Genomic DNA, 19,967 nt, shown 5'->3' with positions numbered 1-19,967 from the left:
CGGGCTATTGCACAACAAAACATCTCCAGCCGAAGATGGGCCGACGGTTGGATTCATGTCTCTGTCAAATATGCCGATGGTGAACCACGATGATGGTTTGTGAATCGCGATCCATGGAGAGAAAGGAGATGTACGAATCGATGGCAGTGAATCAGACCTTGAATCGACCGATGACGGGGGAAGAGTATCTGGAGAGTCTGCGGGATGGCCGGGAAGTGTGGATTTACGGAGAACGGGTGAAGGATGTCACCGCCCATCCGGCGTTTCGCAACTCTGCCCGCATGATCGCGCGCATGTACGATGCCCTTCACGACCCCAGCCAGCAGGATGTTCTCCTGACCGACACGGATACGGGAAACGGCGGGAAAACACACCCGTTCTACAAAGCGCCCAAGAGTGCACAAGATTTGGTCGCGGCCCGGGATGCGATCATGGCGTGGCAGCGGATCGCCTACGGATGGTTGGGTCGCAGCCCGGACTACAAAGCGAGCTTCCTCGGCACGCTGGGCGCGAATGCGGAATTTTATAAACCATTTGATGAAAATGCAAGGAATTGGTACAAGAAAGCCCAGGAACAGGTCCTTTTCCTGAATCACGCCATCGTCAATCCGCCTGTGGACCGGAACAAGCCGCCGCACGAAGTGGCCGACGTGTATATGCATGTCACCAAAGAGACGGATGGCGGCGTGTATGTCAGTGGCGCAAAAGTCGTGGCGACCGGCTCCGCCTTGACCCACGCGAACTTTCTGGCGCATTACGGGCCGTTGCCGATCAAGAAAGAAGAATTCGCGATTATTCTGGTCATTCCGATGGATGCTCCCGGAGTCAAGTTGATCTGCCGTCCGTCTTATGAATACACAGCTGCAGTCGTGGGAAGTCCCTTTGACTATCCGTTGTCCAGCCGGCTGGATGAGAACGACGCGGTGCTCGTTTTTGACAACGTTTTTGTTCCCTGGGAAAACGTCTTCGTCTATCGCGATCTGGAAAAGGTAAACAACTTCTTCCCGGTCTCCGGTTTCACCGAGCGCTTTACCTTTCACGGTTGTACGCGTTTCGTGGTGAAACTGGAATTCATCGCCGGCCTGCTTATCAAAGCCCTGGAATCGACGGGCGCCAAGGACTTCCGGGGGGTCCAGGCCCGCTTGGGCGAGGTCATCGCTTGGCGCGATCTCTTCTACACGATCACCCAGGCCATGGCCCATGCTCCGGTGCCCTGGGTGGGAGACCACGTCATTCCGGATGTCCGCCACGCCATGGCGTATCGCGTCTTTGCTCCCATGGCGTACCCCCGAATCAAGGAGATTATTGAGACCGACGTGGCCAGCGCCCTGATTTACATGAACTCGAACGCCATGGATTTCAAGGTGCCCGAGATCCGGCCGTATCTGGACAAGTATTTGCGAGGTTCCAACGGATACGATGCGGTGGAAAAGATGAAGGTGATGAAGGCGCTGTGGGACGCCGTCGGGAGTGAGTTCGGCGGACGTCACGAACTCTACGAGCGGAACTATGCCGGCAACTACGAGAACATTCGCATTGAAACGCTTCTCACGGCTCAGGCGATCGGCGATGTGGACGCCTTCGTCGGCTTGGCCGAGAAGATGATGAGTGAATATGACCTGGACGGCTGGAAAGCGAATGATCTGATCAACCCCGACGACGTCAATGTTCACCTCCGGAAGTAATCCCGGTCGAACCGGACGCCGATCGGGCACGGAGTGGGTGTCTGCGGTGAATGAGACCTTTGTCATCCGCATTGAACCGCACCGAAAGGAGGTGACAGGCCAAGGGGGGGAGACACTGCTGCAGGCGCTCACGAGGCAGTTCTACGGTCGTGAGGGTCGGCCGGCATTCTTTGGCTGTCGGCGGGGCGGCTGCGCGTCCTGCAAGATGGAGTTGTTGTCCGGAGAGGTGAACCACAACGAGACCTATTCCCGCGCCGCACTGACCGACGAGGAACGGGCGAAGAGATACATCTTGGCCTGCCAATCTTTTCTATGTTCTGACATTGCCGTCCGAATCCCGAAACGTGAAGACCCGTTGGCCCGTTTTCGGCGGGCGCGCGTCGATCGGCAATGATCCACACATGATCTGACTTGCGTAAAGGAGGCAAGGGCAATGGGTGAGGGTATTTTGCGGTTAGGGTTCGTCGATGTGCGGGTGACGGATTTGGAGGCGGCCCGCAAGCACTATGTGGAAGTCATGGGGATGCAGGAGACGGCGCGGACGGGAGATGCGCTGTATCTCAAGGGCTGGGACGAGTACGATCATCATTCGATCGTGCTGCGCCAGTCGGACCGGGCCGGACTGGTGAAGATGGCGTTCAAGGTGCACACCTACGAAGACCTGGAGAGGTTGGAGAACCAGCTTCGACAGTATGGGGCGTCGGTGACCCGCGTTTCCAACGGCGAGAATTTCAAAGTGGGGGAAGGGGTGCGGTTTAAGCTGCCCTCGGGCCACACGATGGAATTGTTTGTGGATATGGAATATAAAGGGAAAGCATTGCCGCAAGTGAATCCGGCGCCCTGGCCGGAGGGGCTGGTGGGGGTGGGGGCTCCTCGGATTGACCACCTGCTGATCACGGCGGACAAACCCCACGAAACCGTTGATTTTTTGATGAAAGCTCTGAATTTCTATATGAGCGAGAAAGTGGTGGAGAACGAGCGGTCGGAGACGCCCATTTCGGCCTGGCTGTTCCGGAGCAACACGCCGCACGACATTGCGATCATTCCGGGGAAGGACGAGGGCCTGCACCATTTCGCCTTTTGGTTGGATGAGTTCAATGATCTGCGCAAGGCCGGGGATGTGTTCTCGAAGCATGACGTGTCCATCGACGTCGGGATCGAGCGCCACGGAATCACCCGGGGGCAGACCATTTACTATTTCGATCCGTCGGGGAACCGGAACGAGGTGTTCACGGGCGGGTACATCGCCTACCCCGACATGCCGGTGGTGAAGTGGACGGTGGACCAGTTGACGCGAGGGATCTTCTATTTCAATCACCGTCAGGAATGGATCGAGGCGTTTACGGGTGTGACGACCTGATGATCGAATCCGCCGGCAAGAAGGGGGTTTGAAGGCCTTTCTGATTCCGTCCGGGCCCCAGGGGTCGTGGTCGCGGCCCCTGGGGGGCTGCGTGCCATTGTTGTTCGGAATGTTTCATGTGCTTGGTGAATTCAAGTTTGACGAAACCATTCCATGGGAGGCGAAGGTTATGCCAAAGCTCGATCGGAGTGCGTACTACGACCTCACTCGGGATATGAACTGGCGGTTGCGCTATGTTTCCGAGAAGGAAGCCTTTCCCGAGGAACAGATCCGCGACCGCGGGGTGCCGGCGGAAGGATGGTGGGACTGGGATGAGCCGTACAAAGTGACATATAGAGAGTACATGTACAACCAATCGGACAAGGACCTCTCGACATTCTCCGTCAAGGCGGCCATCGCCCGTTCCAAGCTCTTCGACCAAGTGGATCCGGGGTGGAAGTCGGCCATCACCGCCCATTACGGTGCCATCGCGATGGGTGAGTATCTGGCTTCCATCGGAGAAGCGCGCATGGCCCGTTTTGGCAAGGCCGCAGCCTGGCGGAACATGGCCACTTTCGGCACTCTGGACGAACAGCGCCACGGTCAGTTTCAGTTGTATTTTCCATACGGCCTGTTGAACAAACATCCGCAGTTCGACTGGGCCCATAAAGCGTATCACACCAATGAATGGGGAGCCATCGCCGCCCGGAGCCTGTTTGATGACATGTTTACGGCCAATGATGCGCTGGGCACCGCGATCCAACTCACGTTCACCTTTGAAACCGGGTTCACGAACCTTCAGTTCCTGGGCATGGCCGCGGATGCCCTTGACGTGGGGGATGTGGAGTTCGGGTCGCTCATCTCCAGCATTCAGACGGATGAGTCGCGCCACGCCCAGCAGGGAGAGCCCACTCTTCGGGTTTTGCTTCGCCACGGAAAAAAAGAAGAGGCCCAGCGGATGGTCGACGTCATGTTCTGGCGTTCGTGGCGGATTTTCGCCCTCTTGACGGGGCTCTCCATGGACTACTATACGCCCCTGGAGCACCGCTCCATGTCGTTCAAGGAGTTCATGGAGGAATGGATCATCAAGCAGTTCCTCGATCAGTTCCGGGACTTCGGCATGGAGCGCCCCTGGTACTGGGACATCTTTCTGGATGAACTGAATTGGTACAATCATGCTCTGCACATGGGGGTTTGGTTCTGGCGGCCGACCGTGTGGTGGAATCCGGACGGCGGCGTTTCGCCCGAAGAACGGGAATGGCTGGAAGCCAAGTACCCGGGCTGGAACCGGACATTCGGGCGGTATTGGGACGTGGTCACGGACAACATCCGCAAGGGTCAAGCCGAAAAGACGTTGCCGCAAACCCTTCCCATGGTGTGCAACATGTGCCAGATTCCCATCGTCACCCCGTCCGACCCGCACCAGCGGCACATCGCCCCGTATGTGTCCGAATACAAGGGCCGGCGGTATCACTTCTGCTCGGAGCCCTGTAAGTGGGTTTTCGATATCGCGCCGGAGCGGTATGCGGGTCACCTGAACATTGTGGACCGGTTTTTGGCCGGACTCATCCAGCCCGCAACGGTTGAAGGCGCCTTGGCTTACATGGGTCTGACGCCGGACATCTGGGGCCAGGATGCCGACAATTACGCCTGGGCACTCAAAGAGGCCGGCGGGAAGAAAGCGGCCGCCATCTGAATGCGGGCAATCGACGATGCGGTGCGGGCGCCCGGTCGGGCGCCCGGCACGGAAATCCGGGAAAGGAGAGGATGACGGTGGCAGTGGTGCCGCTCACAGCTGCACATCGCGAAGATTTTGTCGTGCTGTTGGTCCCGGTCGAGGAGACGGATACCATGGCGCAGGTGGCGGAAAAGGTGGCCGTCCACACGGTTGGCGTGCGGGTGGCGCCGCGCCCGGTTCCCCTGCGGGTGCGGTGCAAGGGGCAGGTGCAGCCGGACCACGTAACGGTTGCTCAGGTTGGCCTTGGGCCGATGGATTTTGTCGAGGTGTTCTATGATGAATGAGGTGCGGGCGATCCGCTGGTTTCCCGTTTTCAGCCTGGATGAACTGTGGGAAGGCGAAATGTTGGATGTGGACGTCGAGGGGGAGCGGGTGCTGGTGATCCACCTGCCCGGGGGGAAGATCGTGGCGTATCAGGGGATCTGCCCGCACCAAGAGATCCCTTTGGCCGACGGGGAATTAAAAAACGGAACGCTCACCTGTATGGCTCATCGTTGGCAGTTCGACGCCGCGACGGGAAACGGCGTGAATCCGAAGAACTGTCGCCTGTACACTTACGAGGTGAAGGTGGAGGACGATCAGGTGTACGTGGGGTTTCCCGAAGGAGAAGGGCGGCGCTACAATCGGTGCACGGCCCAGTAGAAATCGAGCCGTATGGACGGCAAAGGAGGTCGGGGGTATGGCCAATGAACGCGTGAAATTGGTGGGGCCCGTGGTCCGGGACCCGGAGCTGGCCGAAGCGCTGGTCGCCGCCATTGAGGCGGACAATCCCGGAGTGGAGGTTTTTGTGGACGACCGCGGCGGATACATCCGTATTCACACTCCTCAGCGATGCCGAATTACTCGCAAGAGTCTGCAGGAGGCGTTGGGACGTCCTATCACCCTCTCCCGAATTGAACCTGAGCTCGTGTCATTTGCGGGTCGGATACGATATATCGGCGACGACGAAGTTTTGTTCTATTTGGAAAGGGAGGATTAAGATGGCTCAAGTGCGCGAACGGCGCCGTACAAAGGCGTGGAGCTTATGGACGGAACGACGGGTCCCCAGTGAGTATGAAGCGGTCAGCCACCGCCTGCATTACCATTTTCGCCGCTCCCCCGCTCCTTTTGAGCTGGATCCGGAAGCTCCGATCAATCGGTGGTACCGACAGTACCGGGAAGAGTCACCGTTTCAAGTGGACGATTGGGAGGCGTTCCGGGATCCGGACCGTTTGACGTATCGGGATTATGTCCAACTGCAAAAAGAGCGGGAGAGTTACTTGGACAATCTGATCGACGAGTTCGAACGACAAGAGTATTACTCCCGCCTCTCGCGACGTTGGGTGGATGTGCTCGAGCGGTTGTACATCCCGAGCCGCTTTTCGGGCCATGTCCTCCAAATGGTGGCTCTGTACATGGCACAGATGGCGCCGTCCGCTTATATTACGAACGCGGGGTACTTTCAAGGTGCCGATGAAATGCGGCGGGTGCAGCGCTGCGCGTACCTCGCCAAAGCCCTGTCGCTGGATCATGGGGAACACCTGGCGGACTCCGGGCGGACCCGGGCGATCTGGGAAGATGATCCGCACTGGCAGCCGCTGAGAGAGTTGCTGGAAAAGCTACTGGTCGCCTATGACTGGGGCGAGTCTTTTGCCGCTCTCAACCTGGTCGTCAAGCCGGTGTACGATGCCCTGTTCAATCAGCAGTTTGCCGACATGGCCCGGCGCACCGGAGATGATCTGCTGGCGCTGATGCACGATGACTTTGACCTTGACAGCCGGCGCTGCGGGCGCTGGACGGCGGCTCTGGTCAGCTATGCCGTGGAACGGCAGCCGGACCACCGGTCGCTGCTCAAGGGTTGGGTGGAGAAGTGGACGCCTCTGGCATACCGGGCCGTGGAGGGGCTCGCTCCCTTGTTTGCAGAGGGGCCCCGGCCGGCGCAACCCGGGGAGGTGGTTGAGGCGGTCCGCACCAGCCACAAGGACTTCTTGGTGCAGATCGGCCTCGAATGATCATGGGGGCGCGCGAAGTGACCCTCAAGCCTTCGGGTCATAGCTTCACGGTGAAAGGCGGCGAGACGATCCTTGCCGCCGCCCGGCGGGCGGGCATTTGGCTTCCCTTTGAATGCGGATGGGGCAGTTGCGGCACGTGTAAAGCGACGCTGGCGGAAGGCCAGGTGCGGTGCCTGTTTCCGGAAGCGCCCGCTCTCTCGGAGCGGGACCGGCGGCGCCGGCGCGTGATTCTCTGTCAGAGCGTGCCCGAGAGCGATGTGGTGCTGGAGGCGCGGGTGCTGGACGGACCTCCGGAAAATTTAAATACATCCGAGTATCATGCGGTATTGGCCGATGTGGAAACTCTGGCTCCCGAAGTGGCGCGTTTTCGTTTTCAGCTCGATCGCCCGGCCGATTACCGGCCGGGGCAGTACGCCATCCTCCATCTCGGCGATGGACTGCGGCGGGCGTATTCGATGGCCAATCTGCCGGGCACCCGGGAGATGGAGTTGATTGCCCGCCGGTATCCGAACGGACCGGGGAGTCAGACGTTATTCGCTTTGTCTCCCGGGGCGGAGTTAACCCTGGAGTTGCCCTACGGAGCGGCCTATCTCCGGGAGACGTCCCGACCGCTGGTGTTTGTGGCGGGCGGGACGGGCATTGCCCCGATCCTCGGCCTCACCCGGGAGTGGACGTCCCGGGGTGATCGAAGGGGGAACGGCCTGATGATCTTCTACGGTGCGCGGACGCCCGGGGATCTGGTCTGCCTGGATGAGTTGCGGGAGCTGACGCGTTCGTTTTCCCAGGCGCAGGTGATCCCCGCCGTCAATGAAGGCGATGCCGGGTGGGAGGGTGAGGTGGGGTTGGTGACCGATGCCTTGGTGCGCCGGTTGAAGGAGCCGTGGGACGAGCATGAATTTTATATGGCCGGGCCGCCCGTGATGGTGCAGGCGGTGCTTGCGTTGCTGGAGGAGCGGGGGGTGCCCATCACCCGGGTGCACTATGATAGCTTTGGCTGAAAAACGGGTGCGGATCTCGAAGGATTTGCCGCCGATGCTCAGGGAGTTGCCGCCGCGCCCGGGGCGGCCTCCCCGCATTGACGTGCGGTATCCATGTCTGCAGCAGGAGGACGTGTCTCCGCCGAACCTGCGGGAAGAGCTGCTGCGGAGAGCGGCCGGGTTGACCGGTGTGGAAATCCGGCCGACGGAGCTGTCAGTTCCGGCCATGGCCCTGGTGTTGGACGAATCGTTGGCGGAGGGGCAACCGGAAGCGTTTATCCGGGGCCGGGAATTTGCGCTGATTCGAACGGACGGGAGTGTCCACGTGCCCCTGATGCCGGAGTGGGGCGAGCCGGTTCTGCAAAAGGGTTGGGCGTGTATTCACCCGCTGGTGCGCTATATGGCCGGGGTTTTGCCTCCTCAGAATCTCATCGCCTATGCGCCGCGGGATGAACGGGAACTGGAGACGGTGTGGAACATTGTCCAGGCGGGCTATTGTTATGCCCGCGGATGGATTGTCGAGCCAGACCAGGAAGGAGGACATCCATGAAGGCGGCGGTGTATTACGGTCCCCGTGACGTGCGGATTGTTGAAGTTGCGAGTCCGGGCATCCGAGCGGAGCATGAGATGCTCGTGAAAGTGCGCGCCACATCCATTTGCGGCTCGGATCTGCATCTGTATCGCGGAACCCTGGATGGCATATTGGAAAGGGGCAAGTCCCGCCTGGGCCACGAATTGTCCGGGGAAGTGGTCGAGGTCGGCAAGGCGGTGGGCAATTTTAAGCCCGGCGATCGGGTGACCATGGCGTATTCGGCTTCCTGCGGGGAGTGCTACATGTGCCGAGTCGGCCAAACGGCCCATTGCACCACCACCGGCAAGGCGGTGTACGGATTTGGTACGGCGTTTGGCGATTTGAACGGGACCCAGGCCGAATACCTCGTGATCCCGTACGCCGATGCCCATGCGATCAAAGTGGACGGGGGGTTGGCCGACGAGCAGGTCCTGACGCTCTCATGCAATCTGCCGTCGGCCATCATCGGCAATCGTTTGGCCGATGTCCAGCTCGGCGAATCCCTGGCCGTGGTCGGCCTCGGACCGACGGGATTTCTGACCCTGGAACTGGCCCTTCATCGCGGTCCGGGACGGGTGTTTGCCTTTGACCCGGTCCTTCACCGCCGAGAGTATGTGAAAGAACGATTCGGAGTCGACGTTCTCGACCCAGGCGATCCCGGGGCACTGGAACATGTTCGCCAGGCCACGGGAGGGCGGGGCGTCGATAAGGTCATTGAGATCGTGGGCGAACCGGAAAGTCTGCAGCTTTCGCTCGATTTGGTCCGGCCGGGCGGCACCGTCGCAGCGATCGGCGTGTTCACCAGCGACCGATTCAACCTGAATCTCGCCGATGTCTTTCTTCGAGATCTCACGCTGCATATGAACGGTTTTGCCAACGTGCAGCCGTATCTGTGGGAGGCTCATCGTTTGTTGCTGGAAGGGGTGATCGACCCGAGGCCATTGTTTCACCATCGTTTTTCACTGGATGAGGTGGGCGAGGCCTACCGGGTGTTTGCCGACAAGTTGGACGGCGCGATGAAGGTCTTGATTCAACCTTAGGGGGGATTGGCGTGTTTGGCCCAGTGGAGTCGGCTGCCGTAACTTTGCAACAGGACGCCGAGGCGCGGGGATTTCTGGCGGCATGGGCCCCGGTCGACTTGCCTCCATCCGTCGTGGACAGATATCGCGCCTGGATTGCGGACAGGCGGCAGGCCGGAATGGGCCAACTCGCGCGAAACGTGGAGGTGCGCCTTGCCCCTCGGTCGCGCCTGGCATGGGCCCGCAGTGTCCTCGTTTTGGCGGCCCCCCATAGGTTTCCGGATCCGGGGCCGCCCCCCGGGGGAGTCCGCATCGGCCGCGTGGGCCGCATTTTTTGGATGCGTGAACAGGATTACATTCAGCGGCGGGTGCAGCCGCACCTGGACGAATTGAAGGAAATCTGCCACCGTTTGGGTGGGCGTTGCCGCGATTATGTGGAGCAGGGGCCGCTCTCTTTCCGGAGTTACGGCGCAGGGGCGGGTTTGGGCTGGATCGGCCGGAACGGGATGCTCCTTCATCCCGAGTGGGGATCGTACATGACGTTGGCCGTGTTGCTCACCGACTTTGAGGTGGAGGCCGCACCGGAGCATCCGTTCCGGTGCGGCCGATGCCGTCGCTGTCTCGATCGCTGTCCCACGGGGGCCCTGCTGGGAGACGGCACTCTGGATGCCAACCGGTGCATCTCGTATTGGACGACTCAGCATTTGGATCTCATTCCCCCGGAGGTGTGGGACGGGCTCGGCAGTTGGTTGTTCGGGTGCGACGAATGTCAGGAGGTGTGCCCGTGGACGCCGGAAGCCGAACGGTTTTGGGAAGGGTACGAGCCCGAACCGGAACTCGCCCATCCTGATTTGTCGGATTTTCTTACGCTGCCCATTCACATGTTTGCGCAAAAATATGCCCAAAGTGCCTTTGAACGGGCGGGTCGGCCCCGAATGGCACGCAATGCGCTCATTGTGCTGGGCAATACACGTGATTCGGCTTATCTCCCCCTCATTCGGATGGGATGTGAGGATCCGAGCCCTCTGGTCCGTGCGACCGCCTCCTGGGCGGCGGTTCGCGTGGGAGGACGGCAGGAAGCCGAACGGCTGTTGAGGGATCCGGAGCCCTTGGTCTGCAATGAGGCGCGCCGAGCTCTTGAATTCAGTTAGAATCCGGATTGTTAAATACGGCGTTTTTACTCGCATATGGAATCGCGAATCTCCTTTTGGGGCGCGCCGGCGAAAGGATGGGCGCCAAAAACGTTCGGCATGATCGCATGGTTGCCAGAATATCTTCAAGACATCCGGCACTTTTCATTTTCGGATTTTGGTGTTTTCGCTTCCTTGCCTTATCTTGTCGGCAGCGTTTTTGTCCTGGTGTTCGGTTCCGTGTCCGATCGCGCCAAACATCGTGCACCGTTTGTGGCGGTCGCGCTCATCCTGGCGTCCGTGTCGATCTGGCCCGCCGCGAGTGTCACGGACCATCGGATGAGTGCGTATTTTCTCGCACTGGGCGTCGGGAGCATCGGGATCGGCATCTCGTCTTTCTGGGCGATTTTGCAACGGTTGACCCCGGGGTGACGTCGGCGCGGCCGCCGGAGTGATGAACGGCGTCTCACAGATTTTTTCGGCCTTCGTCCCAACGATCATCGGATATTTCATCCAGTTGAGCGGCGGTTCGTATAACGGGGGGTTGTTCTTTCTTGTTGGGCTGGGCGTGATCGGTGCGGTGTTGATGATTGCGTTATCCATCAGAAAAGTGTGAGGCGCATCGCACCGTATCGGTGCCAAACCGCACGGACGGTACCCGTTTTGGCAGGAGAGAGGACCCGTGGGCTTTGCGGCCCGCGCGGCTTCATCTCCATGGTGGATGGTGGAGAAATCCTATTCATGCAATGAGGAGGGGGCGGAGGAACGTGGGGGCTTTGGGGCCACGACATCGGGAGATGGCGCGGCGGCTGTGGGAGGCGCGCTGTCAGCGGCGGACGATTTCGCCGCTGACGACGGAGTGGCCGGAAATGACGGTGAATGATGCGTATGCCATCCAGGATCAACTGATCGAGTTCCACCTCGCTGCCGGAGACCGTCCCATCGGGTTTAAACTGGGGTTCACCAGCGAGGAGATGCGCCGTGCCATGGGTATCGGGTATCCCAATTACGGCATTCTGACGGCGAGCATGGTGCAGGTTTCACCCGCAAAAGGACGGGATGAGTGGATTCACCCGCGGGTGGAGCCGGAGATTGCCCTGCGTCTCGGACGCGAGTTGTCAGGCGCCGAGTTGAGTCGAGATCAGGTGGCTGCTGCGGTCACAGGGGTGGCGCCCGCACTGGAAATCGTCGATTCCCGGTACCGAGACTTTCGATTCACGTTTCTCGATAATACGGCCGATAACTCGTCGGCGGCCGGAGTCGTGCTGGGCGAGTGGCAGGACCCCGCCGGTGTCTCCTTCGAGAGCCTGAGGGTGACATTGAGTGACGGCAGTCAGGAGTTCACCGGCGTGAGCACGGCCGTGATGGGAAGCCCGCTGGCGGCGGTCTCCTGGCTGGCGGCGGAATTGGCCCGGTTCGGGCGGTCTGTGCCGACCGGATCGGTGGTTCTCACCGGCGGGATGACGGCGCCGTTGGTGCTGAATCCGGGAAGCCGGGTCGGGGGCGATTTCGGATGGCTGGGTACTGTCGTCATCCAACGGTGATCCTGCGCCGGCCACGATCGATGGTCTTTCGCCGAGAGGTTTGTCGGATGATTGCGTTCTTGCCGGTTTCATTGCAAAATAGAAAAAGAAGGTTTTGGGAGTCAACAAGACGAAAGCATGATATGGACGGCTGCGAACAGCGTAAGCCCAGTGGCCAAACCGGTCCAAAAGAGAGGTTATATCTAGTGCGGATGCCAGTTACGCGTTCCGAGTGGGTCTATGAAAAACTGAAAGAAGTCATCCTGTCGGGAGAGATGGCCCCGGGAGAGCGCCTGGTGGTCGACCAGCTCGCCCGTGAACTCGGCACCAGTCCGATACCTGTGCGAGAGGCCGTACGGCGGTTGGAGGCTGAAGGTTGGGTGGAAAACACGCCTTTTGTCGGTGCCCGGGTCGCGCCGGTGCGGGTGGAAGAGTTGGAGGAGTTGTTCACCATTCGCCTGGCATTGGAACCGATTTTGGCGCGTACAGCGGTGAGGGGGGTGACGGAGGAAGACGTTGAGCGACTTCAACGGCTGGTGGATGAAATGGATCAATGTATCGAACAGAACAATACGGCCCAGTACAGCCGCCTCAACTACGAATTTCACCGTTCCCTATACGAGCTTTCGCCTTGGAAAGAGCTTTTTCGCATCGTGATCACCGTCTGGGAACGTTCGGCCCGTTCACGTTGGATCTTTGTGCAAACCCCGGATTCCATGCCCACATCCCAGGAAGAACACCGGGCCATGGTCCAAGCTCTGCGCAAACGGGATGCCGAGGAACTGGAGCGACTGATGCGCAGGCAAAAGGAGAGAGCTTTTGCCAGCTACATTCGCCGGATCGGGAGCTTCGCGAGTCAATTGGACAGCCATGACGGAACGGATGCCATCTTGGAGCCCTCTGAGTAAGATGCGGGACGTCTTTCGGCCCTGCTGGGGAGGGCCGCGGGTATGGCATCCCTTGAATCCCCTCATTCGACCGTGAGCTTTGAACCAGCATGTCTTCTCGATGCTCTCCATCAACGAGTAAAATCATCGGATCGTTCGTTCTCCGAAAGCGTTTCTCGCGCAAAGCCTTGGCTATGCGCGACAAGGATCGGGTTTGCGACCGCCGGCAGGGCGCTATCCCCGCTGCCAAAATATCACGGATTCAGGTTTACAAGACAATCATCACTTCATGGACGACCGTCAAAAAATCGGGGCTGTCCCCATCGGGCCGTTTCACGCCCCTTTTGGGACAGCCTCGCGAGAGACAGCGGATCACCCCAAGGGGATAAAATGCCCCCCTTCCTCGCCGTACAACATCGAAGTGAAGTGCATGCCCTCTTCACCGAACGCCATCGTGATCCCCCCCTCTTCCCCGATGGCCTGGGTGGTGATCGGCGGATGAATCGGACCGCCTTCTTCACCGACCATCATGGTGGTCATGATCAGCGAAGGATCCACAGGGGTGACGAACAGGGGCGAGGTCGACTGACGCTCCTCCAACTGCTCGATAAAAAGACGCTTTTTCGCCATACTTGTCACCTCCTTTCGAGAGGGTTGCTCCCGGTGCCGTCACCGGCGCCGGCCCCGGGCACATCCGTCCGTCCCTGATCGCCGGCGGCCCTTATCCCCGGGCAGCCTCGATCAGATACCGGGCGACTTGAGAGACGATGGTGGGCGAAGCCACGGTGTCGAACCCTTCAAACATCGGAGCGGGGTTACACTCGAGGATCACCCAGGAGCCGTCCGGCCGGCGTTTCACGTCCACCCCGCTGAACAAAAGGCCCAGGGCCCGGCAGGCGGCCGTGCTCGCCCGGGCGATGTCTTTATCGATGTCCACCGCCTCGACCCGGTGCGCACCGCCGCGGTAATCCAGCCCTTCCCCCTCGATCCGGAACGCCCCGATCACGCGATCCCCGAGGACAAAAACCCGGATGTCTTCGCCCGGTATGTATTCTTGAAACAGCACCGGGGCCCCGGCCAACCGCTCCAGCCGCTCCGGCTTCAAATCCTCCCGGGTCAGCCGCCGACAAAGCGCACCCCCGGCCACCGGTTTATAGACCACCTCGCGTTCAGCCGCAAAGGCGCGGACCGTTTCCCCGTCACCCGTCACCAACGTCCGGGGCACGGGGATTCCCGCCCGGCGGAGCCGCTCGATCTGGAACGGCTTGGCAAAATGGATCAACAACGTGTCCACTGGGTTGACCAGCACCCGGTCGGTTTCAGAGAGCCATTTTAACCAAGACAACCAAGCGGCATAGCGCTCCCGCTGAGCCACGTATTCGACATAGCCGCCCTCTTTTAACGCTTCGACGTCCGGATCGAACGCCGGCGTCGGCAAGAAAAATACCCGCAAAAAGAAAGCGCCGATCTCCCACAGGTCGATTCCCGCGTACTCCTCCCGACTTTGAGGAACCATCCGTCCTCTTTCCCCGGAACCGGGATCCGGGCCGACCTCCTCCAAGCCCGCCTCCAAGGTCAACGGAAAGGGAATATTCGGAGCCGTGTTCAGCACCACCGCCTGGGCGCCCTGGTTTTCGATTTCCCGGGCTAAATAGATGCAGTGGCGCTCCAACGGCGAGCCGATGATGCCGACGCGCTTTTTCGCCATATGCCGCCCCTCCCCTCCTCCGTGTACCATGTTCGATCCTCGGACGGTGTCCGGCCGTCCGCCGACGTCCGGCCGTCCCGCGGCTTGCGACCCTGCCGGGATGTCGCAGCCCCGCCCCGCCGCGGTTGGTTCGGCCGGGCCGACGACTCCCCGGCAACGGGTTATCCTTCACGTTCCCAGGACGAAGGTGCAGGCGGCTCTACCGCAACCCCGTTTCGCATTCGCCGCGCCAGGCTCGCCCGAAAGGCGATCCACCGCACCCAGCCGAAAGCCTGCGCGGCAACGCTGAGGCAAACAAAGATCACCGCCGGATGCACCAACAACGACCATCCCGCACCTTCGACGAGGAGCCGCCGCCACATGTGCGCCGCCTGAACCACCCACGCCCAGAACCATACCCAACTCAGCCCTTGCAAGGCCACGCGCAGCAGCGCGTACAAACTGAGCCAGTGAAGGCGCCGTGCCTTCAGCGAACGGATCGCATCCCCCCACAGATTCGGCCGTCCGAGCCAATCGACCAGCAAGAAATATCCGTCTCCCTGAAACAACGGGATCAGGGCGAGGCACATTCGGATCCAGTGCACGAATAAGAACGACCACACAAAAGGGCCGAGTTCCGGCCGCAAGAGGCCGAGTGCCGCCGCGACCCCGCCCACCGCCAGATCCATGCCCGCCCCGGCGGCGTCGACGGCGATCCGCCGCCACCGGGGCCATTTCCACAATTCGGTATTGATCAAACTCAACAGGGGAATCGGTCCGAACCAGACCAGGCGAACCCGGCCGGGGATTTCCCGGGGGGTGATCAGCCAATGCCCGGTCTCATGGAGGATCAACCCCACCGTCAGCGCACCGGCGACCAGCCATTGATCCGCGAGTCCCGCCACCCAGACCGGCGGAACCGCGGCGACAAAACGGATTTGGATCACAGCGGATGCGGCCAAGACTGCCGCGATGAAAAGAACCATCGGCACCGCCCTCGCCGGGAGGCGGTCAAATGCCCCGCCCGGCGCGTCAACGACATTCCGGGCTTCGTTTGACGCCACGTGTCGACGTTCGGGCGACGGCCGGGAGACCGGGGCCGATGGGGTGGCCTCTTCCGCCGGCTCTATGCCCGCGGTTTCCCCCGCCGTCTCTCCCGCCGGGATCGAATCCGACAACAGCTGCGCCACCGCCCGAACATCTTCCTCCTCCACTTCCCGCTCCCGGGCGATTTGCCCAGGAGAAAGACCGCGAAGCAAATCCTCGACCACCCGCCGGGTCTCTTCATCGATGGCGAACATTCGCCCGTCGGTCAACTCCAGCCAAAACCGGTCTCGCCCGAGAGGGCCCCACCGAGGCGCCGACGCGCCGGGCGGCCTCCCTGTCTCCCGTTCAGGCGGGCCGCCCGGCCGTATGCCGTCCGGCTTGTCCTCTTTCTTTCCGCCCGCCATGTGACTGCTCCTTTCTGCTCTTCCCAAGGGCACGTCCTCACCTTATTCTACGGCGTATGCCGCGAAGCCGGTACTTCGCAAAACGGTAGTCTCATAGGATGACAGGAATGCGGGAAACCCGGGGCGTCTGCAGAACCGGGGATTATCCCGTCAGCGGCCCGGAAGACCCTATGTATCGGTGGATCCGATTTTTATAGATATACGGACCCCCAGGAGCTCATCTAGGGGTGGCCGTTTCTCAAAGGGTGAACTGAACATGACCATGCAATCTGGTACAATGACGATGACAGCGCCCCGGGTCGGTATCGGAGGTGGATCGGTCATTGAGGTTGCCGGCGGTCCCGATAGCTGTTTGAGACGCGAACGTCCATAGGAATATCACGATAAACCGCTTAACTATAATATTGCGAAAGCCTGCAACTCCCGAAAGGGAGTGGTCGCCGCCGGGACGACGTTCCCGGCAGGTGTCCGGGAATCCAGGACCCCGTCCAGCCTAAGGGGTCAGGAAAGCTTGGGTGGCAGCCCCGCTGCCGGGTGCCGAAGCTTCTGCCGTGCCTATGGATGGATGCCTCCCACTTCAGTGGGGGAGGATTCACAAACCCTCTCGGCGTAAAAGCCGTCTCGCTGCCCAAGTCCTCCATCCGGCGGGAATCATAGTTCCGGGAATCCTCCCGCAGCCGCCTCATGAGCACGTTCGGCCCGTTAAACTGTGTTGCGCCAACCAGAAACCTGACCTCCCTGTCGAAATCCACTCGGTGGCCGTTCTCATCCAGGCCCTCGACCATGGAGGCGATCCCCGCCGCGGCCTCCGACACGTCCAGCGGTTTGGGGAACGCCCGGAACCCGTCGCCCGTATAGACTACGACCGCGAACTTCGAGTATGGGTCCGCCTCGTCGGTCGGGAAGGCGACGATCAGGCCGCCGAGCTGCTGGCGGAGGAATTCGGCTTTCTGATCGATTTCCTGCGTGTTCATGGGTACCAGCTCCTTTCACCCTATGCGGGCAGCGGGAGAATTCTCTTTAAGTTCCAGCCCTCTAGCAACCAGTCCGCCATACTTCGGAAATTTTTTGGACAAGTTATGTGTTGCCTTCTTTGGTTTTTAGCGTAATACTAATGAATACCCAGGACATTCATGAGACATCGGGGTGACACGTTTATGGCGAGGTGGCAGGTGCATTTCAACCATCAGATCGACACAGACGACCGGGAACTGCTGTCTTTATTGGTGCAGGTAGAAGCGTACAGGCTGTCCATCATGAAGATCCCGATGCCTCCCGCAGTCCAACGCGAACTCGACAGCCTGAACATGATTCGGCAGATCAAGGGAACGACGGGATTGGAGGGGAACGCTCTTACCGAGGCGGAGATCAAAAAGGTCATCGAGTCCGGAAAAGCGGGCCGCGAGGCGGAGAAGGAAGCCGTAAACGCACACAAGGTCCAACTCTTTATCCGTCAGTATCACGAACAACACGGGAGCAGCAGTCTCTACATTTCCGAGGATTTCATCAAAAAGTTACATTATATCAACACCGAAGGCTTGTCCAATTATCATAACGTGCCAGGACAGTACCGCCAGGTCAACGTCCATGCCGGGGATTACACCCCTCCGGATTATACCGAGATTCCCGCGCTGATGAAGAAATTTGTGGAGTTCATCAACTCAGGCGATGTGGTGCATCGTCTGGCCCCCTTGATTCGTGCGATTATCGCTCATTTTTATTTGATCACGATACACCCGTTTGGGGATGGCAACGGCCGTACGTCCAGAGCCTTGGAGGCCTTTATCCTGTACACGGGTGGGTATAACGTGAGAGGATTCTATTCGCTTGCAAACTACCATTACCGTCATCGCGACCAGTATATCGTCCAGTTGAACAAGGCCCGATTTATGGACCAGGGAAATTTGAATAATTTCGTGAAATACTGTATCAGGGCGTTTTTGGAGGAATTGCAAAGCGTTCAAGAAACGATCTTGGGCTATGTCAAAGAGATCATGTTCAAAAATTACCTATTGGAGCAACTCGGCCGAAAGGCCATTAACAACCGGATGTTTTCCGTGGTGCAATTTCTTCTGAATGGGGGTGAGCTGTACGTTGACGAATACCGGCACAAAAAGCACCCGTTCATAGCGCATCTGTATGAATCCGTCACGGCAAAGACGGCCCAGAGGGATCTGAAACGGTTGCTGAATGCGCAACTGATCGTCGAATCCGACAAGAAACTGAGGGCCAACGTAGATTTCATGAACATGTACAGGGTTTGATCGCAACCCGCCGATTTGGGTTCGAATCCCGGACGCAATTACAAAACCCGCACGGGAAAGCCCACCCCTTTAGGGGTGGGATGAAAGCGCGGTGTTTTCGGGCAATGCTTGTTATAATGTCCTGTTTCTGCTAGAATGTGTCTATGGATAATCAATATAGACACAAACACACGTCTGTATCGTTGGTGAACTATCATTTCGTTTGGTGCCCTCGCTATCGGCGCAAGGTCCTGGTCGGGGCGGTGGAAACAAGGCTGAGAGAGTTGATCCAGGAGGTGGCTAAAAAACTGGATTTGGAAATCCTTGCTCTCGAAATCATGCCGGACCATCTCCATTTGTTTGTCAACGCTCCGCCGACACTGGCACCACACGATATTGTGGCACGGTTAAAGGGGGTATCCTCGCATCATCTTCGTCGGGAGTTTGACCATATTGCCCGTATGCCGTCCATGTGGACGCGAAGCTATTTTGTTTCCACCGCTGGCAACGTTTCTTCCGATACCATCCGCAAGTACATCGAAATGCAAAAGAAACGGGGGTGATCGGTTTGGCTCGTCCGGCACGAACGAAAAAATCGGGCAACGACGTGCCGATACAGACCCTCACCGCAAAGGCGAAAGTTGTCGATCTTTCCGACCAAGATGCCTTGCTTTTGGGCCTGCTGGGTTTTGCCGCCACCAAGCTCTGGAATGTGGCCAACCATCATCGGCGTTCGGTTTGGGGCGCGACCGGCAAAATACCAGACTTTGTGCAACAGTGCCGGGAGTTGAAAACGAACCGCTGGTACAAGCTGCTCCCGTCCCAGAGTTCTCAGGAAATCCTGAGCGAACTGGATGATTCGTATCGTTCCTGGTTTTCGCACCGGAAAAACGGCGACCCAAGCGCACGTCCACCGGGATTCCGGAAGAAGGAAACATTAAGCACCGTAACATTCAAACAGAAGGCTTTTGAAATCCTGCCGGGCAACCGGGTCAAGCTGAGGTTGCCCAAGACCTACGCCCGCCGGGAAATGGTGCTGGAATACCATCTTCCTCCCGATACCACCCTGGGCAAAGTCCAGCAGGTCAAGTTGACCTGCGACCCCACGAGCGGGGACTGGTATGTGCACATCGCCCATAGGGTGCCGATTGAGTACCGTGAAGCCGGCATCCGGGTCATCCAGGTGTCGGAGAAAAACACCAGCACGACATGTCCCCTCTGCAACAAGAGGGTAAAAACAGCCCGCATCCAGCGGGGGTTGTTTCTCCATTGCGGACAAGCATTCAACGCGGATCTGGTGGGCGCGTACAACATTCTGCAAAGGTATCTCCGTGAGGCGGGTCGGGCTTGGCCGGACCCGTCGGGAGTAGTGGGCGCACTGGCACGCCCGGCGGTCAACCGGTTCGTGTGGCGAAAAACCACACCGAAAGGCCGTGAACAGGGGACGTTCAAACAGGCTGTTTAAGCCGGTTTGGGCATCCGTAAACCGACCGTCCCTAAAGGGGAACCCCACCCTTCAGGGGTGGGAGGATGTCAGCCGCGAGGACTTCGAGACCGAGATGTTGGGCGAGGAAATACGGCGGACGGGGAAATGTCTCTACAAAAGGCATTAACAGCTTGCAAAGAAGGGCCGCCTGCGCGGCCCGGTCAATCCCAATCCTTGCGATCGTGTCGCAGTTCTTCCAGTCGAAGCACCAGCGTCACGGGCCATGCCACTAACAACAAA

22 protein-coding genes are annotated in these 19,967 nt (G+C 59.4%); 18 read left to right on the top strand and 4 right to left on the bottom strand.

The genetic code is table 11. The features are described 5' to 3' along the window. Nucleotides 1-128: 128 nt before the first annotated feature. The 15 genes from BTUS_RS10440 to BTUS_RS10370 all read left to right on the top strand — a co-directional run bounded on the left by BTUS_RS10440 (nucleotide 129) and on the right by BTUS_RS10370 (nucleotide 12,881). Entirely contained in the window at nucleotides 129-1,685 is a 1,557-nt protein-coding gene (locus BTUS_RS10440; protein ID WP_245543295.1) for a 4-hydroxyphenylacetate 3-hydroxylase family protein, read from the top strand. A 46-nt stretch (nucleotides 1,686-1,731) separates the two neighbouring features. Continuing rightward, nucleotides 1,732-2,079, top strand: coding sequence for a 2Fe-2S iron-sulfur cluster-binding protein (locus tag BTUS_RS10435; RefSeq protein ID WP_013076046.1), 348 nt, complete (start codon nucleotides 1,732-1,734; stop codon nucleotides 2,077-2,079). Between the two features lie 39 nt (nucleotides 2,080-2,118). Next, nucleotides 2,119-3,045, top strand: coding sequence for a catechol 2,3-dioxygenase (locus BTUS_RS10430; RefSeq protein ID WP_013076045.1), 927 nt, complete (start codon nucleotides 2,119-2,121; stop codon nucleotides 3,043-3,045). Nucleotides 3,046-3,214: 169 nt separating this feature from the next. Next, nucleotides 3,215-4,720 (top strand): aromatic/alkene/methane monooxygenase hydroxylase/oxygenase subunit alpha, encoded by a 1,506-nt coding sequence (locus BTUS_RS10425; RefSeq protein ID WP_013076044.1) that lies wholly within the window; start codon nucleotides 3,215-3,217, stop codon nucleotides 4,718-4,720. A gap of 77 nt (nucleotides 4,721-4,797) precedes the next feature. Continuing rightward, the gene (locus BTUS_RS10420; protein ID WP_013076043.1) at nucleotides 4,798-5,046 is read left to right on the top strand and encodes a toluene-4-monooxygenase system B family protein; all 249 of its coding nucleotides are present in this window, start codon (nucleotides 4,798-4,800) and stop codon (nucleotides 5,044-5,046) included. After that, nucleotides 5,036-5,404, top strand: coding sequence for a Rieske 2Fe-2S domain-containing protein (locus BTUS_RS10415; RefSeq protein WP_013076042.1), 369 nt, complete (start codon nucleotides 5,036-5,038; stop codon nucleotides 5,402-5,404). The genes BTUS_RS10420 and BTUS_RS10415 overlap by 11 nt, the downstream gene beginning before the upstream one ends. Nucleotides 5,405-5,441: 37 nt before the next feature. Further along, nucleotides 5,442-5,741 carry an MmoB/DmpM family protein gene (locus BTUS_RS10410; RefSeq protein ID WP_013076041.1) on the top strand — a complete coding sequence of 100 codons (300 nt, stop codon included), beginning with the start codon at nucleotides 5,442-5,444 and terminating at the stop codon, nucleotides 5,739-5,741. Nucleotide 5,742: 1 nt separating this feature from the next. Next, nucleotides 5,743-6,753: an aromatic/alkene monooxygenase hydroxylase subunit beta gene (locus BTUS_RS10405; protein WP_013076040.1), complete on the top strand. Its 1,011-nt coding sequence runs from the start codon at nucleotides 5,743-5,745 to the stop codon at nucleotides 6,751-6,753. 17 nt (nucleotides 6,754-6,770) lie between these two features. Next, nucleotides 6,771-7,751: a 2Fe-2S iron-sulfur cluster binding domain-containing protein gene (locus tag BTUS_RS10400; RefSeq protein ID WP_218917964.1), complete on the top strand. Its 981-nt coding sequence runs from the start codon at nucleotides 6,771-6,773 to the stop codon at nucleotides 7,749-7,751. A 7-nt stretch (nucleotides 7,752-7,758) separates the two neighbouring features. After that, complete coding sequence (locus BTUS_RS10395; RefSeq protein WP_218917963.1) at nucleotides 7,759-8,280, top strand: luciferase domain-containing protein; 522 nt, start codon at nucleotides 7,759-7,761, stop codon at nucleotides 8,278-8,280. Beyond that, nucleotides 8,277-9,341 (top strand): alcohol dehydrogenase, encoded by a 1,065-nt coding sequence (locus tag BTUS_RS10390; protein ID WP_013076037.1) that lies wholly within the window; start codon nucleotides 8,277-8,279, stop codon nucleotides 9,339-9,341. The genes BTUS_RS10395 and BTUS_RS10390 overlap by 4 nt, the downstream gene beginning before the upstream one ends. An 11-nt stretch (nucleotides 9,342-9,352) precedes the next feature. Further along, nucleotides 9,353-10,471 (top strand): tRNA epoxyqueuosine(34) reductase QueG, encoded by a 1,119-nt coding sequence (queG, locus tag BTUS_RS10385; protein ID WP_013076036.1) that lies wholly within the window; start codon nucleotides 9,353-9,355, stop codon nucleotides 10,469-10,471. A gap of 36 nt (nucleotides 10,472-10,507) precedes the next feature. After that, nucleotides 10,508-10,882: an MFS transporter gene (locus tag BTUS_RS16930; protein WP_083780155.1), complete on the top strand. Its 375-nt coding sequence runs from the start codon at nucleotides 10,508-10,510 to the stop codon at nucleotides 10,880-10,882. 335 nt (nucleotides 10,883-11,217) lie between these two features. After that, the gene (locus BTUS_RS10375; protein WP_013076035.1) at nucleotides 11,218-11,994 is read left to right on the top strand and encodes a 2-keto-4-pentenoate hydratase; all 777 of its coding nucleotides are present in this window, start codon (nucleotides 11,218-11,220) and stop codon (nucleotides 11,992-11,994) included. Between the two features lie 191 nt (nucleotides 11,995-12,185). Continuing rightward, on the top strand, nucleotides 12,186-12,881 hold the full coding sequence (locus BTUS_RS10370; protein WP_245543409.1) for a GntR family transcriptional regulator: 696 nt from the start codon (nucleotides 12,186-12,188) through the stop codon (nucleotides 12,879-12,881). 351 nt (nucleotides 12,882-13,232) lie between these two features. Here BTUS_RS10370 and BTUS_RS10365 read toward each other — a convergent pair whose 3' ends face one another. The 4 genes from BTUS_RS10365 to BTUS_RS10350 form a co-directional block, all read right to left on the bottom strand. Beyond that, a complete protein-coding gene (locus BTUS_RS10365; RefSeq protein WP_013076033.1) occupies nucleotides 13,233-13,490 on the bottom strand; it encodes a hypothetical protein in 258 nt (85 codons plus the stop codon). A gap of 91 nt (nucleotides 13,491-13,581) precedes the next feature. Then, nucleotides 13,582-14,568, bottom strand: coding sequence for an ATP-grasp domain-containing protein (locus tag BTUS_RS10360; RefSeq protein WP_013076032.1), 987 nt, complete (start codon nucleotides 14,566-14,568; stop codon nucleotides 13,582-13,584). 161 nt (nucleotides 14,569-14,729) lie between these two features. Next, nucleotides 14,730-15,998, bottom strand: coding sequence for a zinc metalloprotease (locus tag BTUS_RS10355; RefSeq protein ID WP_013076031.1), 1,269 nt, complete (start codon nucleotides 15,996-15,998; stop codon nucleotides 14,730-14,732). Nucleotides 15,999-16,390: 392 nt separating this feature from the next. After that, nucleotides 16,391-16,972, bottom strand: a complete 582-nt coding sequence (locus BTUS_RS10350) for a hypothetical protein (RefSeq protein ID WP_013076030.1) — start codon at nucleotides 16,970-16,972, stop codon at nucleotides 16,391-16,393. A 183-nt stretch (nucleotides 16,973-17,155) separates the two neighbouring features. Between BTUS_RS10350 and BTUS_RS10345 the strand changes: the two genes are divergently transcribed. The 3 genes from BTUS_RS10345 to BTUS_RS16925 all read left to right on the top strand — a co-directional run bounded on the left by BTUS_RS10345 (nucleotide 17,156) and on the right by BTUS_RS16925 (nucleotide 19,706). Next, nucleotides 17,156-18,262 carry a Fic family protein gene (locus BTUS_RS10345; RefSeq protein ID WP_169307963.1) on the top strand — a complete coding sequence of 369 codons (1,107 nt, stop codon included), beginning with the start codon at nucleotides 17,156-17,158 and terminating at the stop codon, nucleotides 18,260-18,262. Nucleotides 18,263-18,405: 143 nt separating this feature from the next. After that, entirely contained in the window at nucleotides 18,406-18,804 is a 399-nt protein-coding gene (gene tnpA / locus BTUS_RS10340; RefSeq protein ID WP_013076028.1) for an IS200/IS605 family transposase, read from the top strand. Between the two features lie 5 nt (nucleotides 18,805-18,809). Then, nucleotides 18,810-19,706 carry a zinc ribbon domain-containing protein gene (locus tag BTUS_RS16925; RefSeq protein WP_123809280.1) on the top strand — a complete coding sequence of 299 codons (897 nt, stop codon included), beginning with the start codon at nucleotides 18,810-18,812 and terminating at the stop codon, nucleotides 19,704-19,706. The last annotated feature ends 261 nt before the right edge of the window (nucleotides 19,707-19,967 follow it).

The sequence above is a fragment of the Kyrpidia tusciae DSM 2912 genome, from assembly GCF_000092905.1.
GTDB classification, from domain to species: Bacteria; Bacillota; Bacilli; order Kyrpidiales; family Kyrpidiaceae; genus Kyrpidia; species Kyrpidia tusciae.
The sequence above is the reverse complement of the archived record's forward strand: the minus strand, read 5'-3'. Positions and strand labels throughout refer to the sequence as shown.

Excerpts from the sequence above, each read along its gene's own strand:
- BTUS_RS10440 (WP_245543295.1), top strand. The coding sequence starts at position 129 with ATGTACGAATCGATGGCAGTGAATCAGACCTTGAATCGACCGATGACG.
- BTUS_RS10430 (WP_013076045.1), top strand. The coding sequence starts at position 2,119 with ATGGGTGAGGGTATTTTGCGGTTAGGGTTCGTCGATGTGCGGGTGACG.
- BTUS_RS10425 (WP_013076044.1), top strand. The coding sequence starts at position 3,215 with ATGCCAAAGCTCGATCGGAGTGCGTACTACGACCTCACTCGGGATATG.
- BTUS_RS10415 (WP_013076042.1), top strand. The coding sequence starts at position 5,036 with ATGATGAATGAGGTGCGGGCGATCCGCTGGTTTCCCGTTTTCAGCCTG.
- BTUS_RS10410 (WP_013076041.1), top strand. The coding sequence starts at position 5,442 with ATGGCCAATGAACGCGTGAAATTGGTGGGGCCCGTGGTCCGGGACCCG.
- BTUS_RS10405 (WP_013076040.1), top strand. The coding sequence starts at position 5,743 with ATGGCTCAAGTGCGCGAACGGCGCCGTACAAAGGCGTGGAGCTTATGG.
- BTUS_RS10390 (WP_013076037.1), top strand. The coding sequence starts at position 8,277 with ATGAAGGCGGCGGTGTATTACGGTCCCCGTGACGTGCGGATTGTTGAA.
- BTUS_RS16930 (WP_083780155.1), top strand. The coding sequence starts at position 10,508 with ATGGAATCGCGAATCTCCTTTTGGGGCGCGCCGGCGAAAGGATGGGCG.
- BTUS_RS10370 (WP_245543409.1), top strand. The coding sequence starts at position 12,186 with ATGCCAGTTACGCGTTCCGAGTGGGTCTATGAAAAACTGAAAGAAGTC.
- BTUS_RS10365 (WP_013076033.1), bottom strand. The coding sequence starts at position 13,490 with ATGGCGAAAAAGCGTCTTTTTATCGAGCAGTTGGAGGAGCGTCAGTCG.
- BTUS_RS10360 (WP_013076032.1), bottom strand. The coding sequence starts at position 14,568 with ATGGCGAAAAAGCGCGTCGGCATCATCGGCTCGCCGTTGGAGCGCCAC.
- BTUS_RS10355 (WP_013076031.1), bottom strand. The coding sequence starts at position 15,998 with ATGGCGGGCGGAAAGAAAGAGGACAAGCCGGACGGCATACGGCCGGGC.
- BTUS_RS10350 (WP_013076030.1), bottom strand. The coding sequence starts at position 16,972 with ATGAACACGCAGGAAATCGATCAGAAAGCCGAATTCCTCCGCCAGCAG.
- BTUS_RS10345 (WP_169307963.1), top strand. The coding sequence starts at position 17,156 with ATGGCGAGGTGGCAGGTGCATTTCAACCATCAGATCGACACAGACGAC.
- tnpA (WP_013076028.1), top strand. The coding sequence starts at position 18,406 with ATGGATAATCAATATAGACACAAACACACGTCTGTATCGTTGGTGAAC.